This is a genomic window from Lacinutrix sp. MEBiC02404, assembly GCF_053601575.1.
Genome location: NZ_JBSHNV010000146.1, coordinates 167,966 through 193,466 on the forward strand (window position 1 = coordinate 167,966; position 25,501 = coordinate 193,466).

Annotated in this window: 25 protein-coding genes; 12 read left to right on the plus strand and 13 right to left on the minus strand. The window is 32.6% G+C overall.

What is annotated here, in order from left to right:
• Positions 1-58: 58 nt before the first annotated feature.
• The gene (locus ACVCXO_RS06165) at positions 59-2,230 is read left to right on the plus strand and encodes an ATP-binding protein (protein ID WP_452228714.1); all 2,172 of its coding nucleotides are present in this window, start codon (positions 59-61) and stop codon (positions 2,228-2,230) included.
• Here ACVCXO_RS06165 and coaD read toward each other — a convergent pair.
• Together coaD and ACVCXO_RS06175 are read right to left on the minus strand one after the other, a co-directional pair.
• A complete protein-coding gene (coaD, locus tag ACVCXO_RS06170; RefSeq protein WP_452228715.1) occupies positions 2,225-2,683 on the minus strand; it encodes a pantetheine-phosphate adenylyltransferase in 459 nt (152 codons plus the stop codon). The two genes, ACVCXO_RS06165 and coaD, sit on opposite strands and share 6 nt — an antisense overlap.
• A gap of 92 nt (positions 2,684-2,775) precedes the next feature.
• Positions 2,776-3,750 carry a D-alanine--D-alanine ligase gene (locus ACVCXO_RS06175; protein ID WP_452228716.1) on the minus strand — a complete coding sequence of 325 codons (975 nt, stop codon included), beginning with the start codon at positions 3,748-3,750 and terminating at the stop codon, positions 2,776-2,778.
• A gap of 104 nt (positions 3,751-3,854) precedes the next feature.
• On the opposite strand from ACVCXO_RS06175, the gene ACVCXO_RS06180 reads away from it, so the two are divergent.
• The 3 genes from ACVCXO_RS06180 to yaaA all read left to right on the plus strand — a co-directional run bounded on the left by ACVCXO_RS06180 (position 3,855) and on the right by yaaA (position 6,882).
• Positions 3,855-4,409 (plus strand): PASTA domain-containing protein, encoded by a 555-nt coding sequence (locus ACVCXO_RS06180; protein ID WP_452228717.1) that lies wholly within the window; start codon positions 3,855-3,857, stop codon positions 4,407-4,409.
• A 74-nt stretch (positions 4,410-4,483) separates the two neighbouring features.
• On the plus strand, positions 4,484-5,524 hold the full coding sequence (locus tag ACVCXO_RS06185) for an RluA family pseudouridine synthase (protein ID WP_452228718.1): 1,041 nt from the start codon (positions 4,484-4,486) through the stop codon (positions 5,522-5,524).
• A gap of 599 nt (positions 5,525-6,123) precedes the next feature.
• Positions 6,124-6,882 carry a peroxide stress protein YaaA gene (yaaA, locus tag ACVCXO_RS06190; RefSeq protein ID WP_452228719.1) on the plus strand — a complete coding sequence of 253 codons (759 nt, stop codon included), beginning with the start codon at positions 6,124-6,126 and terminating at the stop codon, positions 6,880-6,882.
• Here yaaA and ACVCXO_RS06195 read toward each other — a convergent pair whose 3' ends face one another.
• On the minus strand, positions 6,883-7,014 hold the full coding sequence (locus tag ACVCXO_RS06195; RefSeq protein WP_452228720.1) for a 30S ribosomal protein THX: 132 nt from the start codon (positions 7,012-7,014) through the stop codon (positions 6,883-6,885).
• A gap of 113 nt (positions 7,015-7,127) precedes the next feature.
• Between ACVCXO_RS06195 and ACVCXO_RS06200 the strand changes: the two genes are divergently transcribed.
• The 3 genes from ACVCXO_RS06200 to ACVCXO_RS06210 all read left to right on the plus strand — a co-directional run bounded on the left by ACVCXO_RS06200 (position 7,128) and on the right by ACVCXO_RS06210 (position 8,971).
• A complete protein-coding gene (locus ACVCXO_RS06200) occupies positions 7,128-7,850 on the plus strand; it encodes a hypothetical protein (protein WP_452228721.1) in 723 nt (240 codons plus the stop codon).
• Positions 7,851-7,946: 96 nt separating this feature from the next.
• Positions 7,947-8,288 carry a hypothetical protein gene (locus ACVCXO_RS06205; RefSeq protein WP_452228722.1) on the plus strand — a complete coding sequence of 114 codons (342 nt, stop codon included), beginning with the start codon at positions 7,947-7,949 and terminating at the stop codon, positions 8,286-8,288.
• 2 nt (positions 8,289-8,290) lie between these two features.
• Positions 8,291-8,971, plus strand: coding sequence for a uracil-DNA glycosylase family protein (locus ACVCXO_RS06210; protein ID WP_452228723.1), 681 nt, complete (start codon positions 8,291-8,293; stop codon positions 8,969-8,971).
• Position 8,972: 1 nt separating this feature from the next.
• On the opposite strand, the gene ACVCXO_RS06215 is transcribed toward ACVCXO_RS06210, so the two are convergent.
• From ACVCXO_RS06215 to ACVCXO_RS06225, 3 genes are all read right to left on the minus strand, one after another.
• The gene (locus tag ACVCXO_RS06215; RefSeq protein ID WP_452228724.1) at positions 8,973-11,267 is read right to left on the minus strand and encodes a TonB-dependent receptor plug domain-containing protein; all 2,295 of its coding nucleotides are present in this window, start codon (positions 11,265-11,267) and stop codon (positions 8,973-8,975) included.
• On the minus strand, positions 11,260-12,156 hold the full coding sequence (locus ACVCXO_RS06220; protein ID WP_452228725.1) for a FecR family protein: 897 nt from the start codon (positions 12,154-12,156) through the stop codon (positions 11,260-11,262). Before ACVCXO_RS06220 ends, ACVCXO_RS06215 begins: the two co-directional genes overlap by 8 nt.
• A gap of 82 nt (positions 12,157-12,238) precedes the next feature.
• Positions 12,239-12,754, minus strand: a complete 516-nt coding sequence (locus ACVCXO_RS06225) for an RNA polymerase sigma factor (protein ID WP_452228726.1) — start codon at positions 12,752-12,754, stop codon at positions 12,239-12,241.
• 143 nt (positions 12,755-12,897) lie between these two features.
• Between ACVCXO_RS06225 and ACVCXO_RS06230 the strand changes: the two genes are divergently transcribed.
• The 5 genes from ACVCXO_RS06230 (at position 12,898) to ACVCXO_RS06250 (ending at position 19,731) form a co-directional block, all read left to right on the plus strand.
• Positions 12,898-14,637 (plus strand): LamG domain-containing protein, encoded by a 1,740-nt coding sequence (locus ACVCXO_RS06230; protein ID WP_452228727.1) that lies wholly within the window; start codon positions 12,898-12,900, stop codon positions 14,635-14,637.
• Positions 14,638-14,842: 205 nt separating this feature from the next.
• A complete protein-coding gene (gene ffh / locus ACVCXO_RS06235; protein ID WP_452228728.1) occupies positions 14,843-16,171 on the plus strand; it encodes a signal recognition particle protein in 1,329 nt (442 codons plus the stop codon).
• Positions 16,172-16,300: 129 nt separating this feature from the next.
• Positions 16,301-17,179, plus strand: coding sequence for a bifunctional 5,10-methylenetetrahydrofolate dehydrogenase/5,10-methenyltetrahydrofolate cyclohydrolase (locus ACVCXO_RS06240; RefSeq protein WP_452228729.1), 879 nt, complete (start codon positions 16,301-16,303; stop codon positions 17,177-17,179).
• 17 nt (positions 17,180-17,196) lie between these two features.
• Positions 17,197-17,919 (plus strand): YwaF family protein, encoded by a 723-nt coding sequence (locus ACVCXO_RS06245; RefSeq protein ID WP_452228730.1) that lies wholly within the window; start codon positions 17,197-17,199, stop codon positions 17,917-17,919.
• A gap of 72 nt (positions 17,920-17,991) precedes the next feature.
• Entirely contained in the window at positions 17,992-19,731 is a 1,740-nt protein-coding gene (locus tag ACVCXO_RS06250) for an alpha/beta hydrolase-fold protein (RefSeq protein WP_452228731.1), read from the plus strand.
• Between the two features lie 3 nt (positions 19,732-19,734).
• Here the strand turns inward: ACVCXO_RS06250 and ACVCXO_RS06255 are convergent, their stop codons facing one another.
• From ACVCXO_RS06255 to ACVCXO_RS06285, 7 genes are all read right to left on the minus strand, one after another.
• Positions 19,735-20,157: a VOC family protein gene (locus ACVCXO_RS06255; protein ID WP_452228732.1), complete on the minus strand. Its 423-nt coding sequence runs from the start codon at positions 20,155-20,157 to the stop codon at positions 19,735-19,737.
• Entirely contained in the window at positions 20,150-20,896 is a 747-nt protein-coding gene (locus tag ACVCXO_RS06260; RefSeq protein WP_452228733.1) for a pseudouridine synthase, read from the minus strand. The genes ACVCXO_RS06255 and ACVCXO_RS06260 overlap by 8 nt, the downstream gene beginning before the upstream one ends.
• 58 nt (positions 20,897-20,954) lie before the next feature.
• Positions 20,955-21,779, minus strand: coding sequence for an alpha/beta hydrolase (locus tag ACVCXO_RS06265; protein WP_452228734.1), 825 nt, complete (start codon positions 21,777-21,779; stop codon positions 20,955-20,957).
• Position 21,780: 1 nt separating this feature from the next.
• Positions 21,781-22,146: a cupin domain-containing protein gene (locus ACVCXO_RS06270; RefSeq protein WP_452228735.1), complete on the minus strand. Its 366-nt coding sequence runs from the start codon at positions 22,144-22,146 to the stop codon at positions 21,781-21,783.
• 51 nt (positions 22,147-22,197) lie between these two features.
• A complete protein-coding gene (locus tag ACVCXO_RS06275; protein ID WP_452228736.1) occupies positions 22,198-23,169 on the minus strand; it encodes a YitT family protein in 972 nt (323 codons plus the stop codon).
• Between the two features lie 12 nt (positions 23,170-23,181).
• Entirely contained in the window at positions 23,182-23,736 is a 555-nt protein-coding gene (locus ACVCXO_RS06280) for a hypothetical protein (RefSeq protein ID WP_452228737.1), read from the minus strand.
• 111 nt (positions 23,737-23,847) lie between these two features.
• A complete protein-coding gene (locus ACVCXO_RS06285; RefSeq protein WP_452228738.1) occupies positions 23,848-25,374 on the minus strand; it encodes a helicase HerA-like domain-containing protein in 1,527 nt (508 codons plus the stop codon).
• Positions 25,375-25,501 lie beyond the last annotated feature (127 nt).

Genomic DNA, 25,501 nt, shown 5'->3' on the forward strand with positions numbered 1-25,501 from the left:
TGTTTTTTCACGTTAAAATGTTTTACGTTTGCATTATTATATTCCCTAAATTTAACCTATGACACGTTTGGTTTTTGTAGTTATACTTCTTATAACTACGCCTTCATTTCTGCAATCCCAAGAAATTCGCGATAAAGAAGTTGATTCTATCAATAGTGTGCTCCTATATGTAAACGACTTAAATAATAAGGGAGAATACGGTAAAGCGATACATGTAGCTAAGCAAACTTTAGAATATATAGAAGGTTCAAAAAGATACGAGCTCATAGGAAAAGCCCTTAATGGCCTAGCATATTCTTATGCCGAATTAAAGGATAAAGACAAAGCTTTTGAATATTCTTTTAAAGCACGCGATTACTTTATCAAAACAAAAGATACATTAAGTATTGTTTTGATATATAATGATATTGGCGTGACTTATGAAGATTTTGGTATGGTTGAAGAAGCCAATAAAGCATATAAACAAGCGGTTGATATTGCAAAACTAGCTAAGCCTCATAGATATTTAATTTATCCAAAAGTTAATGTTGGTAAAAACTTAATAGAGTATTCTAATAATTATAAAGAAGGTTTAGCGTATTTAGATCAAGCGATGTACGCTTCCAAAGAACTAGGCTTAGACGAAAAAAGTGATCATATTTTTGGCGAAATTTATTTGAGTTATGCGTATGCATATCATAAATTAAAACGTTTTGATGCCTCTGAAATCTATTTTCAAAAAGCAATAGATTTAGCTAATAGCGAAAAGTATTTACATAGTAAAGAAGAAATATATAGAAAAAAAACAAAGTTGTATAAAGAGGATGAAAATTACGAACAAGCTCTTCATATGATGGATAAATACCTGGAAATTAAGGATTCTATAAATAAGTTGAATAATATGTCTCTGGCTAAAACCATAGAAGCAAGATATAAAATAAAGGAGAGTGAGGAGAAACTAAGCTATCTAACAAAAGAAAAAAATATTAAAGAAGCGCAATTGGTGAAATCTAACCGATTTATGGTGCTTCTTAGTATCTTAATAGCACTGTTAGTTTTAGCGACTTATTGGACTATAAAAAAGAATAGAGAATTACAAATAGCTCGAGATGTTGCAGAAAATTTATCTAAAGTTAAAAGTGATTTTTATTCAGAAATTAGCCATGAGCTAAGAACACCTTTATACGCAGTTATTGAGTTGTCTAGTCTATTACAAAAGGAAGATCTTAATGTCGAACATAAAGAATATTTGGAATCTCTTCAGTTTTCTGGAAATCAATTGTTATCCTTAATTAACAATGTTTTAGAACTTAATAAAATGGATTCACAAACCATTAAAATTGAACAATCCAAATTCTGTCTAAAAGATATTTTATCTAGTACTATTGATAGTATTGAGTTTGCATTACGTGAAAGTAACAATGTGATTTTTTTAGATTATGATGATACCATCCCAGAAAAACTTTTTAGCGATTCTTTAAAGTTAACCCAGATCTTTATTAATCTGATTTCTAATGCGATAAAATTCACCAATAATGGGGAAATTACGGTAAGCGTTAAAAAGGTTAAAGAGAGTGATCAGGATGTAAAAATTCATTTTGAAGTAATAGATACAGGTCTTGGTATCGCAAAAGAAAAACAAGGCTTAGTGTTTAAGAACTTCTACCAAGAACATGCTAAAATAGAAAAGTCATATAGAGGAACCGGATTGGGATTGTCTATCGTGAAAGAGATATTAAAAGCAATGGGAAGCGAGATAAAAATAGAAAGCGAAGAAGGAAAAGGGAGTACTTTCTATTTTGATTTGATATTTAATAAAAGTGAAGAAACGAATCGTTTAGATGATTTATTTCCAATGCAATTAGAAGCTCTTGAAGGAAAGCGGATTTTAATTGTGGATGATAATAAAATCAATCAACTAGTAACTAGGAAAGTGCTGGATCATTTAAAAATTAAATCTATAACTGTAGATTCTGGGATAAAGGCTATCGCATTGATTGAAAAAGAAAAGTTTGATTGTATCTTAATGGATTTGCATATGCCAAAATTAGATGGTTATGAAACCACAAAACGTATAAGAGAATTTAATACAGAAATACCTATTGTTGCTTTAACAGCAGCGTCGATAGAGGATGTAGAAGGAAAAATTAAGCAACAAGATATGAATGGTTATGTATTAAAACCTTTTAATACCTCAGACTTTGTTGCAACGCTACATGATGCTATATATCAAAAAAGTATATCCTTATAGTTTTACTCTAACACTATCTGGAACTAAAACAGTATAATCGCCATCGTTTCGTATCACTTCTCTAACAATACTAGAACTTATGTAAGAGGTTCTTGCAGCAGTTAAAAGGAAAACAGTTTCTATTTTAGATAGTTTTCTATTGGTATGTGCAATTGCTTTTTCAAATTCAAAGTCGGCAGGGTTTCTTAAGCCACGTAATATAAATTGAGCTTTTACCACTTTGCAAAAATCGATGGTTAAACCTTTATAGGTTACCACTTTTACTTTAGGTTCGTCTTTAAAAGATTCTTCTAAAAAACGCTTTCTCTCTTCTAAAGAAAACATATATTTTTTTTCTGAGTTTACGCCGATAGCAACAATAACTTCATCAAAAAGTTTTACACCACGTTTGATGATGTCATAATGTCCTAGTGTTATTGGGTCGAAGGATCCTGGAAAAAGTGCTCTTTTCATTGAAAATTTATTTTTAATTCCCACTTTCGTGGGAATCTCTATTATCAAATATAATAATTTATTATCTGTTTAGTGTTGCTGTACATTGCGTACTACTTTAATGCTTCCACAATCGCGTTGTCGAATAACTCAGGAAGTGTTATTCCTGCAACAGCTGCTTGTTGTGGTAAAATACTTTGTCTGGTTAACCCAGGAACCGTATTTACTTCTAAAAGATGAGGTTCACCATCTTTAAAAATAAATTCGCTTCGGCTAAAACCTTTCATTTTTAAGATTTCGTAAACCTTTTTTGCAATCGTATTTACTTTTTCCTCTTGTTCTTCAGTTAATCTGGCAGGAGTAATCTCTTGCGATTCGCCTAAATACTTCGCCTTATAATCAAAAAAATCATTGTTAGATACAATTTCTGTAATAGGTAGTACTTTGGTTTCGCCTTTATAGGTGATTACACCAACAGAAACTTCCGTTCCATCTAAAAAAGATTCTACAATAATCTCATCATCTTCTTTAAAAGCAACATCAATGGCATTTTGTAAATCTTCTTTTTTATACACTTTGGTAATACCAAAGCTACTTCCTGCTTTATTCGCTTTTACAAAACAAGGCAAGTCTACTTTTTTTACAATAGCATCTTCATCAATTGTATCTCCAAGATTTATATAAAAGCTTTCCGCGGTTTTAATTCCGTAAGGCTTTAAAATACTCAAGCAATCTCGTTTATTAAATGTTACGCTAGCTTGGTACATATCACAACTAGTTTGTGGTAAATTAAGTAGTTTAAAGTACGCTTGCATGTAGCCATCTTCACCTGGGGAACCATGAATTGCATTAAAAACACAGTCAAAAGTTGTTTTTTTGTCGGCAATAGTCACCGAAAAATCATTTTTATCTATGGCAAATTCACTATTGTTGGCATCTACATAAACCCATTTATTTTTAAAAATGTGTACCCTGTAAACGTTGTATTTTTTAGCGTCAAGTAGTTCATAGACAACGTTTCCGCTTTTTAAAGAGATCTCATATTCGCTAGAATATCCTCCCATTATAATGGCAATGTTTTTCTTCATATTAATAACAAACGATGAAAATAATCGTTAAGCTAAAATATCATTAATTAATCAAAAGTAAAAACAGTTCTGTTTTTATATATTTGCCTATCTAAAATAAGATCATGAGCATTGTTAAATTTATTACCAGTAAAACGTTTTTAAAACAACTAGTGTTAGCATTTATAGCTATAGCAGTACTGACTTTTCTTATGTTAAGATGGTTGAGCTATACTACTAATCATGGCAATTTTGAAACCGTTCCAGAATTAAAAGGAAAATCTATTGCAGTAGCAGAAATAGAGCTAAAAGAGAATAATTTGGTAATGCAAATTCAAGATTCGGCAAATTACAATCCGAAATATCCTAAATTTTCGGTAATAGATCAAGACCCGCCATCTGGTGAAAAAGTAAAAGAAGACCGAAAGATTTACTTAACATTAAACCCTTCTGGTTATAGAAAAATACAAGTTCCAGATTTAAGAGAACGTACTTTCCGACAAGCAAAACCAATGTTAGAAGCCTTAGGTTTTACTATCGGAAAAATAACGTATATTGATTATTTAGGTACAGACGAAGTGGTACGACTAAGTTTTGAAGGAAAAAAAATAAATGCAGGAGACTTACTGCCAAAAACTTCTAAAATAGATGTCGTTTTAGGAAACGGAAAACGACCATAGTCTAAAATAAATCCAATGATTACAAGATAATCGATTACGTTTATCTTAAGAACCGTCGAAAGACAAAACGAATAATGATAGAAGATTACACACCAGAAAGCCAAAACGAAAAAGATTCTCTTTATGAGCATCATGCATTTACTGTAGATAAAGGACAAGCGCCTTTACGAATCGATAAATATTTAATGAATCGCATAGAAAATGCCATTCGTAACAAAATTCAAACAGCAGCCAAAAACGGAAACATTTTTGTGAATGACGAAGCTGTAAAATCCAGCTATAAAGTAAAACCTTCCGATGAAATTCGTGTCATGTTCGAGCATCCACCTTTTGAAAACTTATTGGTTGGTGAAGATATTCCATTAGATGTAGTTTATGAAGATGATGAACTGCTTGTAGTAAACAAACCAGCTGGAATGGTGGTACATCCCGGTCATGGTAATTATTCTGGAACACTTATAAATGCACTTATTTACAGATTTGACAATCTGCCAAATAACTCTAGTGAACGTCCAGGATTAGTACATCGAATTGATAAAGATACTAGCGGACTTCTAGTAGTTGCCAAAACCGAAGAAGCCATGGCGCACCTTTCTAGCCAATTTGCCAAAAAAACGAGCGAACGCGAATACGTAGCATTAGTTTGGGGAAATATGGATGAAGACGAAGGAACCATCGAAGGTAATATTGGTAGACATCAAAAAAATAGATTACAAAATACGGTCTATCTGGATGATGAAGAAGGAAACGGAAAACCAGCCGTAACACATTACAAAGTCATCGAGCGTTTAGGCTATATTACTATGGTTGCTTGTAAATTAGAAACCGGTAGAACGCACCAAATTCGTGTGCACATGAAACATATTGGTCACACGCTTTTTAACGATGAGCGTTATGGTGGAAACCTGATTTTAAAAGGAACCACATTTACCAAATACAAACAATTTGTAGATAACTGTTTTAAAATTTTACCAAGACAAGCACTGCACGCAAAGACACTTGGTTTTATACACCCAAAAACGGAAGAGTTCATGCGTTTTGAGTCTGAAATCCCAGAAGACATTCAACTATGTATCGAAAAGTGGAGACATTATTCGAAGCATGTAGATCATTAATGAAATGTAGGATTGCCCAACGGAACTTAGGTGAAGTTGGGCGTTCCATTTTTTATACCTACAAGGTTTTTAAAACCTCGCAGGAAAAAAATGTCAGGCTTTCCGTTATATCTTTTTTTTCGTGTTCTCGATACAATGCTCCTATGGTCGCATCACTCGAACGGACACAAAAAAGGATGCCACTGCAATCCTTAACGCAGATTTGTTTTCATAGTAAACATTTATACACGCATAGAATATTTCAGTTTGCATATTTAAAAAGGAAAGAAGTAAGTTGTAAATTTGTAATTGAGTTATTAGATAATTAATTGTATTATTAGCGTACTTGAAATTCCGACATAGTCGGAAAACATCAAAATTCAGAAATAATGAGCGAAGAGATGTAGATGCGAAGCGCAGCTTCAAGCACGAAATCTCGAAAGAGAATGATGCTTTAGCAATTCCCTGATTTTGATTGTGATCTTTTGGCTTGGTTTATCCTGAGCGTAGACGAAGGGTTTTCATCAAGGCAAAATGAACATAAAGAAGAAGAAATTATTAACCTTAAATGAGATTCCTGCTGAAGTTTATCTTGAGCGCAGTCGAAAGACAGAAATGTTATGAAACTAGTACTATCTCCAGCAAAGTCCTTAGATTTTGAAACCCAATTGCCAACAACAAAAAGCACGGAAGCGCACTTCTTAACCGAAGCAGATCGCTTAAATAAACTATTGAAAAAGAAATCTGCAAAAAGCTTATCAACGTTAATGCATATTTCCGATAATTTAGGACAACTAAATTATGAGCGTAATCAAGAATGGAACTTGCCATTTACAAAAGAAAATGCAAGACCAGCAGTATATACTTTTTCAGGCGATGTATATAAAGGTTTAAATGCAAATACAATTCCGACAGAAAAATTAGATACTTTACAAGATACCGTTCGTATTCTTTCTGGATTATATGGTGTTTTAAAACCATTAGATTTAATGCAGGCCTACCGACTAGAAATGGGCACAAAAATGCCTATTGGTAAAAACAAAAATCTATACGAATTCTGGAAAAAGAAAGTAACACAAGCTTTAAACGAAGAACTAGAAGCAGACGAACTATTCTTAAACCTGGCTAGTAACGAGTATTTTAAAGCGGTAGATGTAAAAGCTTTAAAAGTACCTGTTATAACTGCAAATTTTAAAGATTTAAAAAATGGCGAATATAAAGTGATTTCCTTTTATGCAAAGCAAGCTAGAGGTTCTATGGCTAGATATATTGTAGATACAAATGCCAAAACTATAGCCGATTTAAAAGGTTTTAACTATGAAGGTTATGGTTTTAGCGAAGCGATGTCTACAGAAAAAGACTTACTATTTATTCGATAATTAAGCCTTTGCTTTTTTAGTAATATCTATTTTAGCTTCCGGTTTTATGCGTTTTTTTATTCGTGGTCTTCTGGCTCCAAAAGTACCTCTGTTTATTTTTCCGCGTTTTGTTTTTTTATCTCCTTTTCCCATAAATAGTATTTTTATTTCTCTTAAATAAGAGGGTTTCTAATTTCAAATAAAATACAAAACATTTAGGTTTTACTTTACTATTTTAACACTTTATAATAAACAGTTATTAATCCATGTACTATTACGTAATAATCGCTTTGCAAGCCTATTGTATTTATCACCTTATTAAAAACAGGAATCCATACTACTGGATATTCTTAATTATATTTTTGCCATTTATTGGATGTCTTATCTATTTAATAACGCAAGTGTATAATAAACGGGATGCAGAAAAAGTGACCAATGAAATTGTAACACTTATCAATCCTACCAAAAAAATAAAAGATTTAGAAAAGAAACTGGAGTTTTCAGAAACATATCAAAATAGAATAAATCTTGCAGATGCGTATTTGGCAAATAAAGAGTATCAAAATGCTATTAGCTATTATGAAAAAGCATTAGACAGCGATTATCAAAATGATTTTTATGTGATTAAGAGTTTGATTACTTGCTACTACAATACAGAATCTTATGACGAAGTAGTTCGTTATTCAGAAAAGATTATAGAACATCCCGAATTTAAAAAATCTAAAACACAGTTTTTTTACGGATTGGCTTTAGAGAAATTAGAAAGAATAGCCGAAGCAGAAACACAATTACGAGCTATCGATGTTCGTTATTCTAACTACGATGAGCGTTTAGTTTTGGCAAAATTTTTAATGGCTAAAAACAAAACAGAAGATGCTAAAGAGATATTAAATGAAATAAGTATCGAATCGGAACACATGACGAAAATGAATAAAAAAATCTATAAAGCAACAATTAGTGAAGTGGCTAAATTATTAAAAACTTTATAAGTTTTTGTTTGAAATTAATTGCTGGTTCCTTATTTCTTTTCTCGTGTAGCGAATTAAGATGTATAGAAAATAGTTAGTATTTATAAGATAAATAAAATGAGTACGGAAGAAAAAAAAGTAGTTTGGTCCTTGCAAAATAACAAACGTACCGAAGCAGAACGCAATGTTTTTAAACCAACTGGTATTAAGAAAAAACAAGTTTCAACATCGCAATACATTGTTATTAGCTTACTGGTTGTTTTAATTTCTAGTTTTTCTCTAACATTTATGGTAGAGGAGTCTTCAGAGATTTGTTTTATGTCTAGTTTTTGTTTTCAGTCTAAAGAAAATATTTTTCTATATACACTTTATGTTTTTTTTAATATTATAATCATTTTACTAGCTATTATTGTGGCGTATATTATTGGTAAGAAAATTGGGAATAAAATAAAAAGATAAACGTGTTTCTTCATAAACATCCATATAAACCATTTATACAAAAAGACACTAAGAAATTAATTGTTGGTACACTTCCTCCGCCAAGGTTTAGTGTTGGAGAACTTTTAGAAAAAGATGTTAATTTCTGCTATGGCAGTTATTACAATTCCTTGTGGTTATATATCGATAAAATCCATAATTTGAATTTACGTTATGATAATTCACAAGAAGCAATAGACGAACGCAAAGCATTTCTTATAAAACATCAAATTGGCGTTTGCGATATTGTAGCTAGTGCAGAACGGGAGAAAATAGATGCTTCCGATTTAGGAATGCAAAATATAAAACTTCGGAATGTAATCGATTATATAAAAAAGCATCCAAACATTGAAACGCTATTATTTATTGGCGGAAATAGTAAAAATGGCCCAGAGTATTTCTTCCGAAAACACATAAAAGAACAGCATATAAAATTAGAATTGGTTTCTAATGAAGTACCAAGAGTGCATCAATTTGTCATTCCTAGTATAGCTAAGGAATCTGGAAAAAAGGAGCGAGTAATAAAAACCGTTTCGCTTACTTCTTCTTCGGGATCTGCTAATAGAGCTATTGGGAGTATGCCTTTGTATAAGCACCTTAAAGCTAGTGATTCTACATTTAACACGTTTGATTTTAGAGTGATGCAATACCAAGAATATTTATAGTCTAAAAATATACACGAAAACTTACGTTTGGCGTTATGCCTAACGATTGGTTTTCTACTTTCGAAATGTTATCCTCAGCATCCAAAACATAGTATCTGTTAATCGTGTTTTTGGTGTTTAAAAGATTCCAAACAGAAGCCCCAATTTTAGCCTGAATTCCTTCCGAAATTTTTAAATCTTTTGTTGCCGAAAAATCAACACGTAAATAATCTTTTAAAGGATTACTGTTTGGTGCGTTGTAGTTTATATTGCCTGATGAAATGGTGTTGTCGTGAGTTGTATAAGGCTTCCCAGAATGCCAGTTTACACCTAAGGCAAACTTGTATTTGTTTATCGTGTAGGTATTAGAAAAATTAACCGCATGCGTAATGTCTGCGTTATTAGGAAAAGGGTTTCCGTTATTTAAGTTCTTAAAAGTGTAATCGTTTTTACTATACGAATAACTTAACCAGGTATTAAAATGAATAAACTGTTTATGGATTAAAAAATCCACTCCTTTTACTTGATAGCTTCCTATAGCTTTTATATACTGAAACTGGTTTTGAAAACCCTGGCTTCTGGTGGTGATTCCGTCTACTTCTTTATAAAAAGCTTCTGCACTAATTAGTAAGTTATTTTTGTTATAGTGTGTTCCTAAAGAGGCTTGTTTGCTTTTTATAATTGGAATATCGCTGTTGTTTGCTAAAATCCAACGACGCTTTTCAATGCCTAGAAAATCATTTTGTAAATCTATGATTTGTGACGTGGTTTGACTCTTGTATTCTCCAAGAAATTCCAATCTAAAATGATTCGCAAACCGTTGGCTAAAACCTATTCTTGGTTCTGCTAAAAAAGCGTCTAATTTTGGAATGTAATTAAATCGTATTCCAACTTTTGCATTGGTGTTTTTGTTGTTAGCTATTAGTTGGCCTTCCGTGAAAACGGAATGACTTCTAATAACCTCCTTAATATAACTTCTAAATACAGGGTTATTAACGTTTTCTAAATTGCTAATACCGACTTCAGAAAACTGATAGCCAATTTGAAGATTGGTGTTTTTATTAATGTCCCATTTGGTATCTGCTTTTAGAGCGTTATCAAAAACTTTGTTTTCTTGAATTAAACGTTGGTCATTCAAAATGTCAAAATTCTTGGCGTCTAATTCATAGTTAGAAAGCGATACTTGTAGGTTAGAACTTAATTTAGAATGCCATTTTCTAGTGTAGTTAATGCCACTTGCTAAATTACGCTGAATAAGTTTACTGTTAAAAGACTCGTTAATATTGTTTATGGTGGACTGTTCTTCGTAATCTAAATTATTATGAATGGTTAAAAAACTAATTTGAAGTTTGTCTTTTTTGGAAAGGTTTAATAGCAATTTTCCCGAGAAATCATAAAAGTAAAAATTTTCGTTTTTAGAGATGGTATTATTTTGCGCTTCCTGATTACTTTCAAAATCCGAATCTTGAAAAATACGTTTAAAATACTGCTTGTAGGTTGGCGCAGTTACTAAATCGGTAAACGAGCGTCTTACCGAAAGCTGTAACTCTGCATGTTTACCAAGTGGTGCTTTAGCATAGCCATCTGCATGTACGAAGTTAAAACCGGCTCCAGCTTTAAACTCATTTTGAAGCGTGTTTGATAATTGCATATCTATAACGCTAGAAACACCATCGCCATATTGTGCTGAGGTGCCGTTTTTAGATACATTTACTTGCTTGGTTAAATATGGATTGAATGCTGAGATAAGTCCGAAAAAGTGACCAGATTGATACATTTTTATACCATCCCAAAGTAGGAGATTTTGATCGTGTGTTCCACCTCTAATATTAATATTCGATACCGTTTCATCCGTACTTAAAACTCCGGGAAGTGCTTGTATGGTTTGTAGCACATCTGGTTCTATTAAACCAGGTAAAATACCAAACTGTTCTGGTTTTATGGTAATGCTTCCTGTGGTATTTTTGTTTAATCCTGTGGTTAAATAGTTAGTAATTACTACTTCCTCTAGTTTTTGAATGGTAAAAGGAGGAGTTACTTGCCTTACAATAGTAATAAACTGGTTGTTTAATTTGTTAAACTTTAAGTGCGTTTGTGTTTCTAAAGAAGTTAGAATTACCTCTAAGTTTTCATTACTATCCAAAAACACATTTACATCTTTAATCGTGTTATCGGCATAAGAAAAGCTAACTTTAAATTGTTGCTCTATTATAGTCAATACTTGCGCTAGAGGTTGCTTTTTGTTTTGCGATAAAACAGTCGAGTAACCGGAGAAAAATAAAATTAATACTAGCGCAATTTTTAGCGATTTATTCACGCGATAAAATAATGGTTTTGTTTGTTTTTGTATAGCTTAATTGTAAAGGTTCTGTTATCGATTTTAGTGCAATATCTATGTTTTTATGTGTGAATTTTCCAGTAAATAACGTACTTGTCTCTATATTGGAAGTTTCAAATTTAACGTTGTATAGTCTTTCAAACTCTGCTAAAACCTTGCTTAATGGTACACTTGTAAAAGCACTAACATGATTTATCCATTCTGGTTGTTTGACATTTGTAGTTATGGCTGTAGTCACATTTCCATTTAAAATTAAAAAAGAATCTCCAGCTTTTAAACGAGCCTTTCCTGTATTGTAGTTTATTTGCACGCTGCCTTCATAACAAACTACTTCAAAATAATCCTTTCGTTGTTTTACATTAAATTGTGTACCTAAAACGGTTACTGTTCCTGCATCTGTTTTTACGTTAAATGTGCTGCCTTTTTCTACTTTAAAAAAAGCTTCACCATCTAATGTAATGGTTCTGTTTGTATTCCAACTCTTTTTATTAAAGGTGATTTTAGAAATCGCATTTAAATGTACATAGGAATGATCAGGAAGCTCTATTCTTGATTTTTCAGTGAAATCTGTGGTAAAAGAACTATCTAAAGTTGTGGTGTAATAGTAACTACCTAAACAAATAGCTAGAATAGCGGCTACTTTGAGAATGGGTGATAGCCATTTCTTTGGAGTAGTTTTTTTTGCATTTATACCGCGTAAGGTGCTTTCTAAAGCAGCTTCGGTATTAAACTCTGGTGCTTTAAAATCTTTGCTGTACTTGGCTAGTTTAATTAACGACTCATAATCTTCGAGCGCTTCAAATGCTTCAAGTTCTTGAGGACTTAAGTCGTTATCTAACCATTTTAATACTAATTCTTCTTTATTCATTGTATGCTATTCAATTATATAACAAGTAAGGTTTAGAAACTCCTACCTCGAAATTAAAATTATTATTCCTGTAAAACAGAAATCATAATTCATCAATTTCTTCTCTTAATTTTTTTAATGCGCCGTAAATTCGTTTTTCAACTGCTTTGGTGCTAATATCTAAAAGCGATGCAATTTCTTTAAACCGTTTTCCTTCCACACGATTCATTAAAAAGGCAACGCGTTGTGCTTCTGTTAAATTTGCAATGGCATTTTCTAGCTTTTTGCGGTATTCCTTTTCTTCCATTAAAAACTCTGGCGACTCGTTAGAATGTTCTGTTGGTTTTATTTTCTGATGTTTTAAAACTACTTTTTGATGTGCAACGGCATTCAGCATTAAATTATTCGCTACCGTATATAAATAGCTTTTCGCTTTTTCAGGAGAAACGGTACTGCAATTCTGCCAAAGTTTTATAAAAGCATCTTGCACTTTGTCTTTAGGATTTAAATGATCCCCAAATTTATAATACAAAAAGTGATGCAAGTCTTTAGCATGTTTGTTAAATAGGCTATTGAAACGGTTTTCATTACAGACATTATTGTTTAAAGACTTTTGCATGTATAGTTAAAAAGGTTTCTGCAAAGTAGGAACATTTTTTTTAAAAAGTCAAGGTAGGAGTTTTTTAAACGAAGATGTTATAGTAGTATACAGCAATTAAAAGTTGCTATGAAAAGAAATAATTATTAATAAAAAACGAAACAATGAAAACCATCCATTTTAAATCCTACCTTTTTTTATGCTTACTTTTTTTGATGTTATTTTCAGCATGTCAAGAAGAAGTTGTAGAAGTTACAGAGCCAGATAATGAAGAAACGATTGCGCCAAATTCTAATTTAGCTAATTTAATGCGCAATGTAGCTTCCAATGATGGTTCCTTTGATAATATTATCGATTATGCGAATTGCCTAGAGGTTGTCTTGCCAGTAACCGTTACCGCAAATGGTGTAACAATAACCATAGAAAGTATTACCGATTATGATGCGTTAGAAATTATTTTAGACGCTTTTTCCAGTGATGGTGACGAAATAGAAATAACGTTTCCAATAACAGTTATTTTTAACGATTATTCCGAGTTGGTTATTAATAGCCAAAACGAATTAGAAGCACAAATAGAAAATTGTAATGAGGAAGATGAAGAAGATGATGATATTGAATGTGTTGATTTTCAATTTCCTATTACTATTTCCTTGTATAATACAGATTTTCAAGTTGTAGATACCGTTACCATAACTGATGATGAAGCTTTATATTCTTTTATTGAAAATTTAGAAGGAGGAGTTTTAGCTAGTATAAACTTCCCTGTTACTATGGTATTAGCAAATGGGGATACCGTTGTTGTAGAAAATAATACAGAAATGGAAGCAGCTATTGAAGCAGCAGAAGATACTTGTGATGAAGATGATGACTACGATTGGAATGACGATGATATAGAAGATTGTGATGTTAATTTATCCGAAATAGAAGCTTACTTATTAGCATGTAATATTACAGCGCCAACCTATGATGCGTCTGGTAATATTTTAGATGAAAATTATTTAATGTTTGATACGAATGGCGAAGTAATTGTTAATGGAGAACCAACGGTTACAGAATTTGGTTCTTGGTCTCTTTTAGAATCGGGTTCTGGTTATACCTTAACCATTGAAGGATTGACTGTTTTTGATTTGTTAAATGGGGAATGGTTGCTTTTAGGTTGTGATGAAGATACATTTGTCTTTAGTCAGGTAACAAATTCTGGTGATGTAATTAATATGGAACTGGAGCAAGATTGTGAAGATTGCAATACCCCAGAAGTTTTAATAAACGATTTGGTGATATACATGCCTTTTGCCGAGGAAGTTCACGATTTAATAAGTGGTTTTAATACAGAAAACATTACCAACACATTTGTAGAAGATAGAGCAGGAAACTCTGCTTGTGCTATATCTTTTACCGGAAATGATACCTTTGAGATTCCTGTAAATACAGACAGTGCACTGGTACAAGGCGATAGTTTTTCTATAAGTTTATGGTTTAAAATGCAAAATACAGCAGTAGGGGATTTAGAACTATTTTTTAGATCACCAGGAAATGCAACAGAAGGGTTTCAATTAGGAGTTTATGATTTAAATACACCATTGTTTACAGATAATACAAGCTTTTATCTTTGGGATAATGACTGGAATGGTGAAGTAGATGTAGTGTGGGAAAACACAGATTGGCATCATCTAGTAGTAACAGTATCTGCAGACAATACCGTTACATTATACAGAGATGGTGTACAAAGAAATATCGATGAGAATTCGAGCCTGAATATTGGTTCTCAAGCTTCCGATAGATACATTATTGGAGAAGGTTTTGTTGGTCATTTGGATGATTTAAGAGTTTATAAAAGAACTTTAAGTCCAAGCGAAGTAGGAGAATTATTTAATTTAGATGGTGAATGTTATACTTGTTTGTAAGTCAAGTTTAACGAGTGCATTATTAATAAAAAAGAGGCTTCTTAAAAGAAGCCTCTTTTTTTTATTTTTAATTGTGAAAACTAAAATAGAGACAGCTGTTTTTTAAGGATGTGGTAAATATGCTTTAATTCCAATTAAACAAGCTTTTCCAGTAAAGAAAAACAAAATATTTCTTTACTTTTGCAACTATTGAAATAAAAAAAATATGTTTAATAATTTAAGTGAAAAGTTAGATAAAGCGTTACATGTACTAAAAGGTCATGGAAGCATTACAGAAGTTAATGTTGCCGAAACCCTAAAAGAAGTACGTAGAGCGTTACTAGATGCCGATGTTAACTTTAAAATTGCTAAAGATTTTACTAATAAAGTAAAAGAAAAAGCACTTGGACAAAACGTTTTAACAAGCTTACAGCCAGGACAATTAATGGTGAAGATTGTTAAGGATGAACTTACCCAATTAATGGGTGGAGATGTAGAAGGTCTTAACTTAACAGGAACGCCAAGTATTATTTTAATGTCTGGTTTACAAGGTTCCGGAAAAACAACCTTTTCTGGTAAACTTGCCAACTATCTTAAAAATAAAAAAACAAAGAAACCTTTATTGGTAGCTTGTGATGTATATCGTCCGGCGGCCGTAGATCAATTACATGTTGTAGGAGATCAAATTAAAGTGGAGGTTTATAGCGATAGAGGAAATACAGATCCTGTAGCTATTGCACAAGCTGGTATTGCACATGCAAAGGCAAACGGACATAATGTGGTTATTATAGATACTGCTGGTCGTTTGGCTGTAGATGAAGCCATGATGGCCGAAATATCTAACATCCATAAAGCAATACAGCCACAAGAAACCTTGTTTGTTGTAGATTCTATGACAGGTCAAGATGCTGTAAATACAGCAAAAGCCTTCAATGATATTTTAAATTTTGATGGTGTTATTCTTACCAAATTAGATGGGGATACACGTGGTGGAGCAGCAATTTCTATTAAGTCTGTTGTAAATAAACCAATAAAGTTTATTGGTACTGGTGAAAAAATGGAAGCAATTGATGTTTTCTATCCTTCACGTATGGCAGATCGTATTCTTGGAATGGGAGATGTTGTGTCTCTTGTGGAAAGAGCACAAGAGCAGTTTGATGAAGATGAAGCTAGAAAATTGCAAAAGAAAATTGCCAAAAATCAATTTGGTTTTGATGATTTCTTAAAGCAAATTCAGCAAATCAAGAAAATGGGTAATATGAAAGACCTTATTGGAATGATTCCTGGAGCTGGAAAAATGATGAAAGATGTAGATATAGATGATGATGCTTTTAAAGGTATTGAAGCTATAATTCATTCTATGACCGTAAAAGAACGTACAAATCCATCGATTATAGATGCAAGCCGTAAAAAGCGAATTGGAAAAGGATCTGGTACTTCGGTGCAAGAAGTAAATCAGTTACTAAAACAATTCAACCAAATGTCGAAAATGATGAAGATGATGCAAGGTGGTGGCGGAAAACGTATGATGCAAGCAATGAAAAACATGAAGTAGTTCCTGTTTTTTATAGAATAAACAATGAAAAGAATGTGTCACCTCGAGCGCAGTCGAGAGGTCTCATTTGTAAATAGGTATAAAATTAGGTCTCGACTGCGCTCGACCTGACAGATTTAAAACTTCAACATGACTATTCTAGACGGGAAAAAAGTAAGTAACGACATTAAAGACGAAATTACAGAACAAGTAAAAAAAATGGTTGCTAAAGGCGAAAAAGTGCCACATTTAGCTGCTATTATTGTTGGTAATGATGGTGCTAGTTTAACGTATGTTGCTAGTAAAGTTCGCGCTTGTGAGCGTGTTGGTTTTGAGTCTACAATGGTAAGAATGTCTAATACTACTAGTGAAGTAGAATTATTAGATAAAATTGAAGAATTAAATACCAATAGTGATGTAGATGGTTTTATTATCCAATTACCACTACCTCCACAAATTAATACACAAAAAGTATTAATGGCTGTAAATCCAGATAAAGATGTGGATGGATTTCACCCAATGAATTTTGGTAAAATGGCATTAGATATGTCTACTTTCATTCCTGCAACACCATTTGGTATTCTAGAACTTATGGATCGTTACGGCGTAGAAACCAAAGGAAAGCACACTGTTGTAATTGGTAGATCACATATTGTGGGAAGACCAATGAGTATTTTAATGGGAAGAAAAGGGTTTCCAGGGAACTCTACAGTAACACTTACACATAGTCACACTAAAAATATTACTCAAATTACAAGTCAAGCAGATATTATTATTTCGGCTTTAGGAGTACCAAACTTCTTAAAAGCAGAAATGGTAAAAGACGATGTGGTAATTATTGATGTTGGTATTACTCGTGTTGCAGATGAAACAGCTCCCAAGGGTTATGTGATTACTGGGGATGTTGATTTTGAAAATGTAAGTAAAAAAGCGAGTTATATAACGCCAGTTCCTGGAGGAGTAGGACCAATGACGATTGCTATGTTACTTAAAAATACGCTTTTAGCTAGAGAAAGACATATGCAATAAACTACTTATATTGCAGTATGAATTTTTTGCTAATTTTATTAATAAACATACAGCGAGTAACTATTGGTAGTATACAACATGTACTACCAATAGTACTCGCTGTTTTGTTTTGTCTGGTTTTATTTCGTTTTGCTAAAAGACGACCTCAAAAACAAAAAGAAATCCTATTTCAAGCTTTAGGTGTCTTCGTTTCTCTAACCATTATTATTTTTCATAGTTATAAAATTAGCCAAGGTAATTATGCTGTTTCGGTAGATTTGCCTTTGTATTTATGTAGTTTTTTAGCTTTGATTATTCCTGTTTTTACATACTATAGGAAATATTGGATGTATGAAATTCTATTGTTTTGGATTATTGCAGGAACCTCGCAAGGTGTGATTACTCCAGATATTGCGGAAGGTTATCCTAGTTTTGACTTTTTTAGATATTGGATTGCGCACTTGGGCCTATTAACCATTATTTTTTACGCAACTTTTGTTTTAAGAATGCGGCCAAAACTAAAAAGTGTTTTTAAATCGCTTGTCGCAATACAAGGCTATTTAATCGCTTCGTTTGGTATAAATGCGCTTTTAGGTGCTAACTATTCGTATTTAAATAGAAAGCCAGATTCGGCTTCGGTTTTAGATTATTTACCAGAATGGCCTTATTATATAATAGTCGTTGAAGTATTTTTGATTCCGCTGTTTCTTCTTGTTTACTTGCCTTTTTATTTTGGGAATATAAAGCGTAAAAAGGAATAAAAAGGATAGTTTGATATATAACGATTGTATTTTCGTGAAATAATGAGTATCTTTTTTTTAAATTTATTCCTCATGAAATCATTAAAAGTAGTTTCCTTTTTTTTGCTTGTTTTTCTGTTTAATTGCGATGCAACCTCCGAAAAAAAAACATCTAATAATTTAGTAAACGTGTCCTTTTCAGATGCCACAAATTCGCGAAATTTAGACGGAAGGTTATTGCTTATTTTTGCAGATAGTAATGAAAAAGAACCTCGTTTTCTAGTGTCTGAAGGATTAGATGCGCAACCCATATTTGGAAAGAATGTAGAGAACTTAAAGCCAAATGAAAAAGTGTCTTTTGATGATACTGTTTTTGGATTTCCATACGAAAGTTTATCGCAATTAAAACAAGGAGATTATTATGTTCAAGCTGTTTTACATGTATATGAAACCTTTAATTTATCTACAGGACATACTGTGAAATTACCGATGGATAATGGAGAAGGACAACAATGGAAAACGTCTCCCGGAAATTTGTATAGCACACCAATAAAAGTTACAGTGACAGAAAGTGGCATAAAAGATTTAGACATTGTTTTAGATCAAGTTATTCCGGAAATGGAAGTTGCTGCGGATACCGAATGGATAAAACACATCCAAATAAAATCAGATTTGCTCTCTAAGTTCTGGGGAAAAGATATGTATCTAGGAGCACATGTTCTTTTGCCTAAAGGCTTTGAAGAGCATCCAGAAGCTAAGTATCCTTTAATGGTTTTTCACGGACACTTTCCTTCCGATTTTGGCGGATTTAGAACCACGCCACCAGATAAAAATTTAAAACCAGAATATTCCGATAGATTTCATGTAAATGGATATAATATTACGCAGCAACAAGAAGCTTATGATTTTTATACGCGTTGGAATGCACCGGATTTTCCTCGTTTTTTAATTATTGAAATTCAACATCCTACACCATATTATGATGATTCCTATGCCGTAAATTCTGCGAGTCAAGGACCTTATGGAGATGCTATAACCTACGAGCTGATTCCGTATATCGAAAAATTATTTCGCGGACAAGGAGAAGGTTGGTCTCGTTTTTTATATGGAGGATCCACTGGTGGTTGGGAAGCTTTAGCGGTGCAAGTAAAATATCCTGACGAATACAATGGTTGTTTTGCCGCTTGTCCAGATCCAATAGATTTTAGATCCTATTGTTTAAATAATATTTACGAAGATGAAAATGCATATTATGCGAAGAGTAATCATAAAAAGATAGAGATTCCTTCACATCGAGATTATTTGGGTAATGTGAGTGTTACTGTAAAAGAATCCAATCATTTAGAATTGGTTTTGGGTGATAAGTCAAGATCGGGTGGTCAGTTTGATATTTGGGAAGCAACCTATTCTCCGCAAGGAAAAGATGGTTATCCAGAACGATTGTGGGATAAATATTCTGGGGATATAAATAGTAATGTTGCCGAATTTTGGAAAGAGAATTACGATTTACGACATATTTTAGAGCGCGATTGGGATGCGCTAGGTGAAAAATTAAAAGGTAAAATTCATATTTATTGTGGAGATATGGATAATTATTATTTAAATAATGCGGTGTACTTAATGGAAGATTTTTTAGAAAGCACTACAGATCCTTATTATGAAGGGGAAGTAGATTATGGAGATCGCGCAGAACATTGCTGGAATGGAGATCAAGAAAATCCAAATCATATTTCTAGGTTGCGCTATAATAGTTTGTATGTGCCAAAAATAATGAAACGGATTTTAGAAAGCGCACCAAAAGGAGCGGACTTAACAAGTTGGCGTTACCAATAGTGCTTATTTCGCAAATAACTGATTTATATCTTTAAAAGCTTTAAACTCTAAAGCGTTGCCAGAAGGATCATTAAAAAACATCGTTGCTTGTTCACCTACTAAACCTTCAAAACGAATATATGGTTCAATAATGAAAGATATGTTTTTTAGTTTTAAGTCTTCCGCGAAAGCGTGAAAATCTTCCCAATCTAGAACGACACCATAATGCGGTATAGGAACTGCTTTTCCGTCGACAGGATTGGTTGGGGTTTCTCCGTTAGATTGTGCCTTGTAATGAATAACTAATTGATGACCAAAGAAATTGAAATCTACCCAGTGATCGCTACTTCTACCTTCTTCACAGTTTAAAATATCTCTATAAAATGTTCTGCACACTTCTAAATTATGCACTGGAATTGCAATGTGAAAAGGAGAAAGTTTAGCCATTGTTTTCTAAATAGGTTTTTGTAGAAGCTTCTAAAAGGGAGTTTAAATCTTCTAATTCTTCACTTGTGAATTCTCTATATTCACCAACAGGAACATCTAGTTTTATGTTCATAATACGAACACGCTTTAAGCTGTTTACTTCGTAATTTAAATATTCGCACATTCTACGAATTTGTCTGTTTAAACCTTGCGTTAAAATAATTTTAAACTTGTACGTACCTAGTTTTTCAACAATACAAGATTTAGTAGTTCGGTCTAATTCCTCTAAATAAATGCCGCCAGACATTCTTTCTAAAAAGGTTTGCGAAATTGCTTTATCTACCGTTACAATGTATTCTTTATCGTGATTATTACTAGCACGAAGTATTTTGTTTACAATATCACCATCGTCTGTAAGAAAAATTAAACCTTCACTTGGTTTATCTAATCTCCCAATAGGGAATATACGTTTTGGATATTTTATAAAATCGATAATATTGTCTTTTTCTACTCTAGTATCGGTAGTACAAACAATGCCAACAGGTTTGTTAAAGGCTAAATAAGTGAAAGCTTTTTTGGTGTTTATAACCGGTTTTCCATCTACATGAACCTCATCTGTTGGAGTTAATTTGGTGCCCATTTCTGGAACAACGCCGTTTATAGTTACTCTTCCAGCTTCAATAAGTCTGTCTGCTTCTCTACGTGAGCAGTAACCAACTTCGCTTAAATATTTATTTATACGTTTAAGATTCTCTTCCATCTGGCAAAGATACTATAAGTTTAATCACTATATGAAATTTAAAATGCGAGACTCTAGCTTAATTAGTGATGTAATTATTAATATATTCGGTTATGGTTTCATTGTTTAAGGAATGACCAAAACCTTGTGTGGTTATTAATTTAGCATTCGCATAGTTTTGCACAAAATGTTCGGCATCTTGATACGGGATAATTCTATCGCGTTCATCATGTATTAAGAGAGCTGAGGTAGTAATCTCTTTGGTGAAGTCTGCAGCAGAAAAATATTCTGGTACGTGACCATAAGTTTCTAATACAATTTCTCCTATTTTTTTATGAACTCTTTTGTTGTATCCCATCATTTTTACATAGCGATTAAAAACACCTGTAAAGTTGGAAGGAGCTCCTAATAAAACTAGTTTTTCTAATTCTGCATTCTGATATTTATGTTGGTAAAAAACAGTAGCCATACCACCAACAGAGTGTCCAATAATAATATCTGGATTGAATTTTTTAGAAACTATATTTATGAATTCGGAATAGAGAATGGCATTAAAGCGTTTACTTCCCGAGCGTCCATGTGCCGGAGCGTCTAAAGCAATTACGTTATAGTTTAGCTTTTTTAAGCTTTCTATTAAAGGTTTCCATCTTGCGGCATTACTTTCCCAACCATGAACCAATAGTATGGTTTTGTTTTTACCAAGCCATCTATAGGTCATGATATTAAAACCTTCATATTGCAATTCTTCTTTGAAAGCAGTATCTAAAAAATCAAAATCTTTTTCTTGAATTTTTCCTTTTAAAGGTTTAGAAAATAAGGATAGTGCTAGGTTTCCAGCTAATTTTGGTGAAATAAAGCTTATTAAGTTAATAATGAAGCCAATAGTTTTGGATATAAAATTCATTTTAATCTTCTCTGTTTACTAAATCCATGGAAAATGCGGGAAGGCAAATAGCTATATATTCGCAAGCAATGGTAAATGGATTGGAATACTGAACACGAGTATTCTTACTGATTTTTATGGATTGTCCGGCTTCCAAAATTACAACTTCATCTTCAATTATAAATTGTTTTTTGCCTTTAATTATGTAGGTGTATTCATCAAACCCAGGAGTTTGAAAAGGTTCACTCCAGCCAGCAGGAGCGATCATGCGTGCTATGCTTATTTGTGGGTTGTTGTCGGTGGCCAAACCAAAATGCTCTTCTATAACTTTTCCGTCTGTTGTAGGAACAACAAATGGTGAATTCTGTACGGTATATTTCTTTTTCATAATTAAAAATAGTATTGTATTGTTCTATACGTAATCTTTCTAGTAATGGTTTTATTTTAAAGGTTTACGTTTAATCATTCCTCCTTTTAAATCTTTTACTATACCAATGGTTAGAAAGGCGTTTTTATCTATTTTATCTATTTCTGTATATAGTTTAGATAATTCTAACCTGGTCATTACTGTGTAAATAATGTCTTTGTCGTAACTTTTTCCATTAACACCAAAACCACCTTTTCCTGCATATATTGTGCAGGCTCTACGTAGTTTTTCTGTAACCATGATTCTTATTTCTTCATGTTTTTGGGAAATAATAGTAATACCAACATATTCTTCTACACCATCTACCACAAAATCTACTGTTTTGGCTGCAGATAAATAGGTTAATATAGCATAAAGTGCCGTTTCAATAGATAAAACATAAGCGCCAAAAGAAAAAATAACAATATTTATAAGTAATAAGACATCACCAACGGTGATCGCCATTTTTCTGCTTAAGTATATGGCTAAAACTTCTGTTCCATCTATAACGCTTCCACCACGCATGGCTAAACCAATTCCTAAGCCGAGAAAGAAACCACCAAATACAGCGATTAATAACTTATCTTCTGTAATTGTTGGGTAATTTACAAAGTGAACGACTAGTGCTAAAAAAGCAATGGCAACGACGCTTTTAATGGCAAATTTCTTGCCGATAGTTTGTGTAGCAAGAATAAGGAATGGGATATTTACTATAAGTAGTAAAACACCAAGTGGTAAAGAGGTTATGTTTTTAAGAAGTAAAGAAATACCTGTTGCGCCACCATCTATAAAGTGATTTGGTAATAGAAAACCTTTTAAACCAAATCCAGCAGAAAAAACACCAATAATTATAAAAATAGATTCTTTAAAGGCATGCGAAATCTCTACTTTTATGTTATCAATAACAGGAGTTATTTGCGATTGGGTATATGGAATAGGAGTGTGTTTAGCTTTAAGTCTTTGCTTAGCTATATCTACTAATAGTTTACCAAATAATGGATTCATAACGATTAAGTATTAATTCCAACCTATCATGAAATGTTTTATTTTTGCTGTGTCAGGAATCTGTACTGCTTCAATTTTCTTGTTTACATCCATGCGTAATTCTGCAGGCAGTTCCATTTTGTCAATGGTGAAAAATCCATTTATATCATTTACAAAAACTACAACGTTTCGTAATGTATTTTGAATACTAGAAATGGTATAGTGGTTCTTAATATCTCCAAATGTGCTAGCGGTATTTAAGCCTTTGGCTGTTTTGTACCTTGGGTCTACGACTTTAATAGTCGTGATAGTAGCCGTAGAATCTAACGCTTGGTTAGGGGAAAGTATCAATAATTGCTTTCCTGTTTTGTCATAAATTTTTATGTCATTGACGCTTCCTGTAAATTCATCTCCATTAATTCGTTTTACAACAGAGTCATTAGCGTAAATGGCTTCTATATCTTTTACTTGAGTAGAGTCTGTTAAAAGTCCAATATTATTTTTAGATATTAAAAATGGGTTAACTTCTTTTTTGCATGAAGTAAAAACGATGCTTAATAAACAAAGTGTAAAAATTATGTTTTTCATATTTATTTTCCGAGAAAGCGGGAATCTTATTTGATTTTTATTTCCGTGAAAACGGAAAATATATGGTTTGTTATTGTGTGTTTATTTGTAGTTCCAAGCTTAAGCCAAGAACTACATTACTTTCTTTAAAATACCAAAAACAGAACGGATGAACGTTGCGCTTGTAAGTACTTTGATAATGGGATTCATTCTAGTACTACTTCTACTAGAGCTAGATCGAGTAGCTTTTTTTTGTTCTTTTTCTTTAGCTTCTCTAGCATCTTCTTTAATTTGAAATGCTTCTGCTTTTTCAATCTTTTTATTCAGCATTTCATAAGCCGATTCTCTGTCTATGGTTTCGTTGTATTTCATGACTAGTTTAGAATCGTCTAAAAGATTGTTTAATTCCGTTTCTGTAAGTACATCCATTCTACTCATTGGCGCTCGCATCATTGTTGCCGCAAGCGGAGTTGGCCTTCCTTTTTCATCTAAAGCAGAAACTAGAGCTTCACCAATTCCTAAGGAAGTTAAAATTTCAGCAGTATCATAATAATCGGTGTCTGGATAGTTTTGAGCTGCAAGCTTTATAGCTTTTCTATCTTTAGCTGTAAAGGCACGTAAAGCATGTTGTATTTTTAAACCTAACTGACTTAATACTCCTTCTGGAACATCGGTTGGATTTTGTGTTACAAAGTATAAACCAATTCCTTTACTACGTATTAGTTTTACAATGCTTTCAATTTGATTCAATAATGCTTTAGAAGCTTCATTAAAGATAAGATGCGCTTCGTCTATAAACATAATTAATTCTGGCTTGTCTGCATCTCCTTGTTCTGGAAAAGTTTCGTAAATCTCCGCCAATAAGCTTAACATGAATGTAGAAAATAATTTAGGCTTATCTTGAATATCTGTTAATCTAATAATATTAATATAGCCTTTACCATCTCTTGTGGTGCGAACTAAATCTTCCACATCAAAACTTTTTTCACCAAAGAAAAGTTCTCCTCCTTGTTGTTCTATTTCTACCACTTTACGTAAAATAGCACCTGTAGATGCCGAAGAAATTCTGCCATAAGCATCCGAGAATTCTTCTTTTCCTTCTTTGGTAGCGTATTGTAATATTTTTTTAAAATCTTTTAAGTCTAATAAAGGCAGTTTGTTGTCGTCACAATATTTAAAAATAACAGCAACAACACCAGATTGCGTATCCGATAAATCTAAAATTCTAGATAATAAAACTGGTCCGAACTCACTAACGGTAGCGCGTAAGCGAACACCTTCTTGTTCCGATAACGACATGATTTCTACAGGAAATCCTTTTGCTTCAAAAGGTAATCCTATTTTTGCGTGACGCTCATCTATTTTAGCATGTCCGGGACTTGGTTGTGCTAAACCACTTAAATCCCCTTTAATATCCATAAGTAAAACAGGAATTCCTTTTTCGCTTAAGTTTTCAGCCAAAACTTGTAATGTTTTTGTTTTACCTGTACCTGTTGCACCGGCAATTAAACCATGTCTATTCATGGTTTTTAAAGGTATTTTTACAAAAGCATCTTTAATGGTTTCTCCATCTAACATTGCAGAACCTAAGGTGATAAAATCGCCTTTGGTTGTGTTTCCTTCTTCTATATGTTTAAAAAAATCGTCCTGTCTGCTCATAGTATTCTTCAAAATTTGCATAAAAATAGTAATCTTTAATGTAAAACCTTTTAAAAAAGTAATCAACTTTTCAACTTAAAGGTACAAATATCTTAAGTCATTAATGTCTTGTCTTGTTATTATGAAA

Excerpts from the sequence above, each read along its gene's own strand:
- ACVCXO_RS06255 (WP_452228732.1), bottom strand. The coding sequence starts at position 20,157 with ATGGCTAAACTTTCTCCTTTTCACATTGCAATTCCAGTGCATAATTTA.
- ACVCXO_RS06195 (WP_452228720.1), bottom strand. The coding sequence starts at position 7,014 with ATGGGAAAAGGAGATAAAAAAACAAAACGCGGAAAAATAAACAGAGGT.
- ACVCXO_RS06165 (WP_452228714.1), top strand. The coding sequence starts at position 59 with ATGACACGTTTGGTTTTTGTAGTTATACTTCTTATAACTACGCCTTCA.
- ACVCXO_RS06220 (WP_452228725.1), bottom strand. The coding sequence starts at position 12,156 with ATGAATAAAGAAGAATTAGTATTAAAATGGTTAGATAACGACTTAAGT.
- ACVCXO_RS06245 (WP_452228730.1), top strand. The coding sequence starts at position 17,197 with ATGAATTTTTTGCTAATTTTATTAATAAACATACAGCGAGTAACTATT.
- ACVCXO_RS06225 (WP_452228726.1), bottom strand. The coding sequence starts at position 12,754 with ATGCAAAAGTCTTTAAACAATAATGTCTGTAATGAAAACCGTTTCAAT.
- ACVCXO_RS06260 (WP_452228733.1), bottom strand. The coding sequence starts at position 20,896 with ATGGAAGAGAATCTTAAACGTATAAATAAATATTTAAGCGAAGTTGGT.
- ACVCXO_RS06185 (WP_452228718.1), top strand. The coding sequence starts at position 4,484 with ATGATAGAAGATTACACACCAGAAAGCCAAAACGAAAAAGATTCTCTT.
- ACVCXO_RS06240 (WP_452228729.1), top strand. The coding sequence starts at position 16,301 with ATGACTATTCTAGACGGGAAAAAAGTAAGTAACGACATTAAAGACGAA.
- ACVCXO_RS06205 (WP_452228722.1), top strand. The coding sequence starts at position 7,947 with ATGAGTACGGAAGAAAAAAAAGTAGTTTGGTCCTTGCAAAATAACAAA.
- ACVCXO_RS06250 (WP_452228731.1), top strand. The coding sequence starts at position 17,992 with ATGAAATCATTAAAAGTAGTTTCCTTTTTTTTGCTTGTTTTTCTGTTT.
- ffh (WP_452228728.1), top strand. The coding sequence starts at position 14,843 with ATGTTTAATAATTTAAGTGAAAAGTTAGATAAAGCGTTACATGTACTA.
- ACVCXO_RS06200 (WP_452228721.1), top strand. The coding sequence starts at position 7,128 with ATGTACTATTACGTAATAATCGCTTTGCAAGCCTATTGTATTTATCAC.
- ACVCXO_RS06280 (WP_452228737.1), bottom strand. The coding sequence starts at position 23,736 with ATGAAAAACATAATTTTTACACTTTGTTTATTAAGCATCGTTTTTACT.
- ACVCXO_RS06230 (WP_452228727.1), top strand. The coding sequence starts at position 12,898 with ATGAAAACCATCCATTTTAAATCCTACCTTTTTTTATGCTTACTTTTT.
- yaaA (WP_452228719.1), top strand. The coding sequence starts at position 6,124 with ATGAAACTAGTACTATCTCCAGCAAAGTCCTTAGATTTTGAAACCCAA.
- ACVCXO_RS06175 (WP_452228716.1), bottom strand. The coding sequence starts at position 3,750 with ATGAAGAAAAACATTGCCATTATAATGGGAGGATATTCTAGCGAATAT.
- ACVCXO_RS06180 (WP_452228717.1), top strand. The coding sequence starts at position 3,855 with ATGAGCATTGTTAAATTTATTACCAGTAAAACGTTTTTAAAACAACTA.
- ACVCXO_RS06265 (WP_452228734.1), bottom strand. The coding sequence starts at position 21,779 with ATGAATTTTATATCCAAAACTATTGGCTTCATTATTAACTTAATAAGC.
- ACVCXO_RS06270 (WP_452228735.1), bottom strand. The coding sequence starts at position 22,146 with ATGAAAAAGAAATATACCGTACAGAATTCACCATTTGTTGTTCCTACA.
- ACVCXO_RS06275 (WP_452228736.1), bottom strand. The coding sequence starts at position 23,169 with ATGAATCCATTATTTGGTAAACTATTAGTAGATATAGCTAAGCAAAGA.
- ACVCXO_RS06285 (WP_452228738.1), bottom strand. The coding sequence starts at position 25,374 with ATGAGCAGACAGGACGATTTTTTTAAACATATAGAAGAAGGAAACACA.
- coaD (WP_452228715.1), bottom strand. The coding sequence starts at position 2,683 with ATGAAAAGAGCACTTTTTCCAGGATCCTTCGACCCAATAACACTAGGA.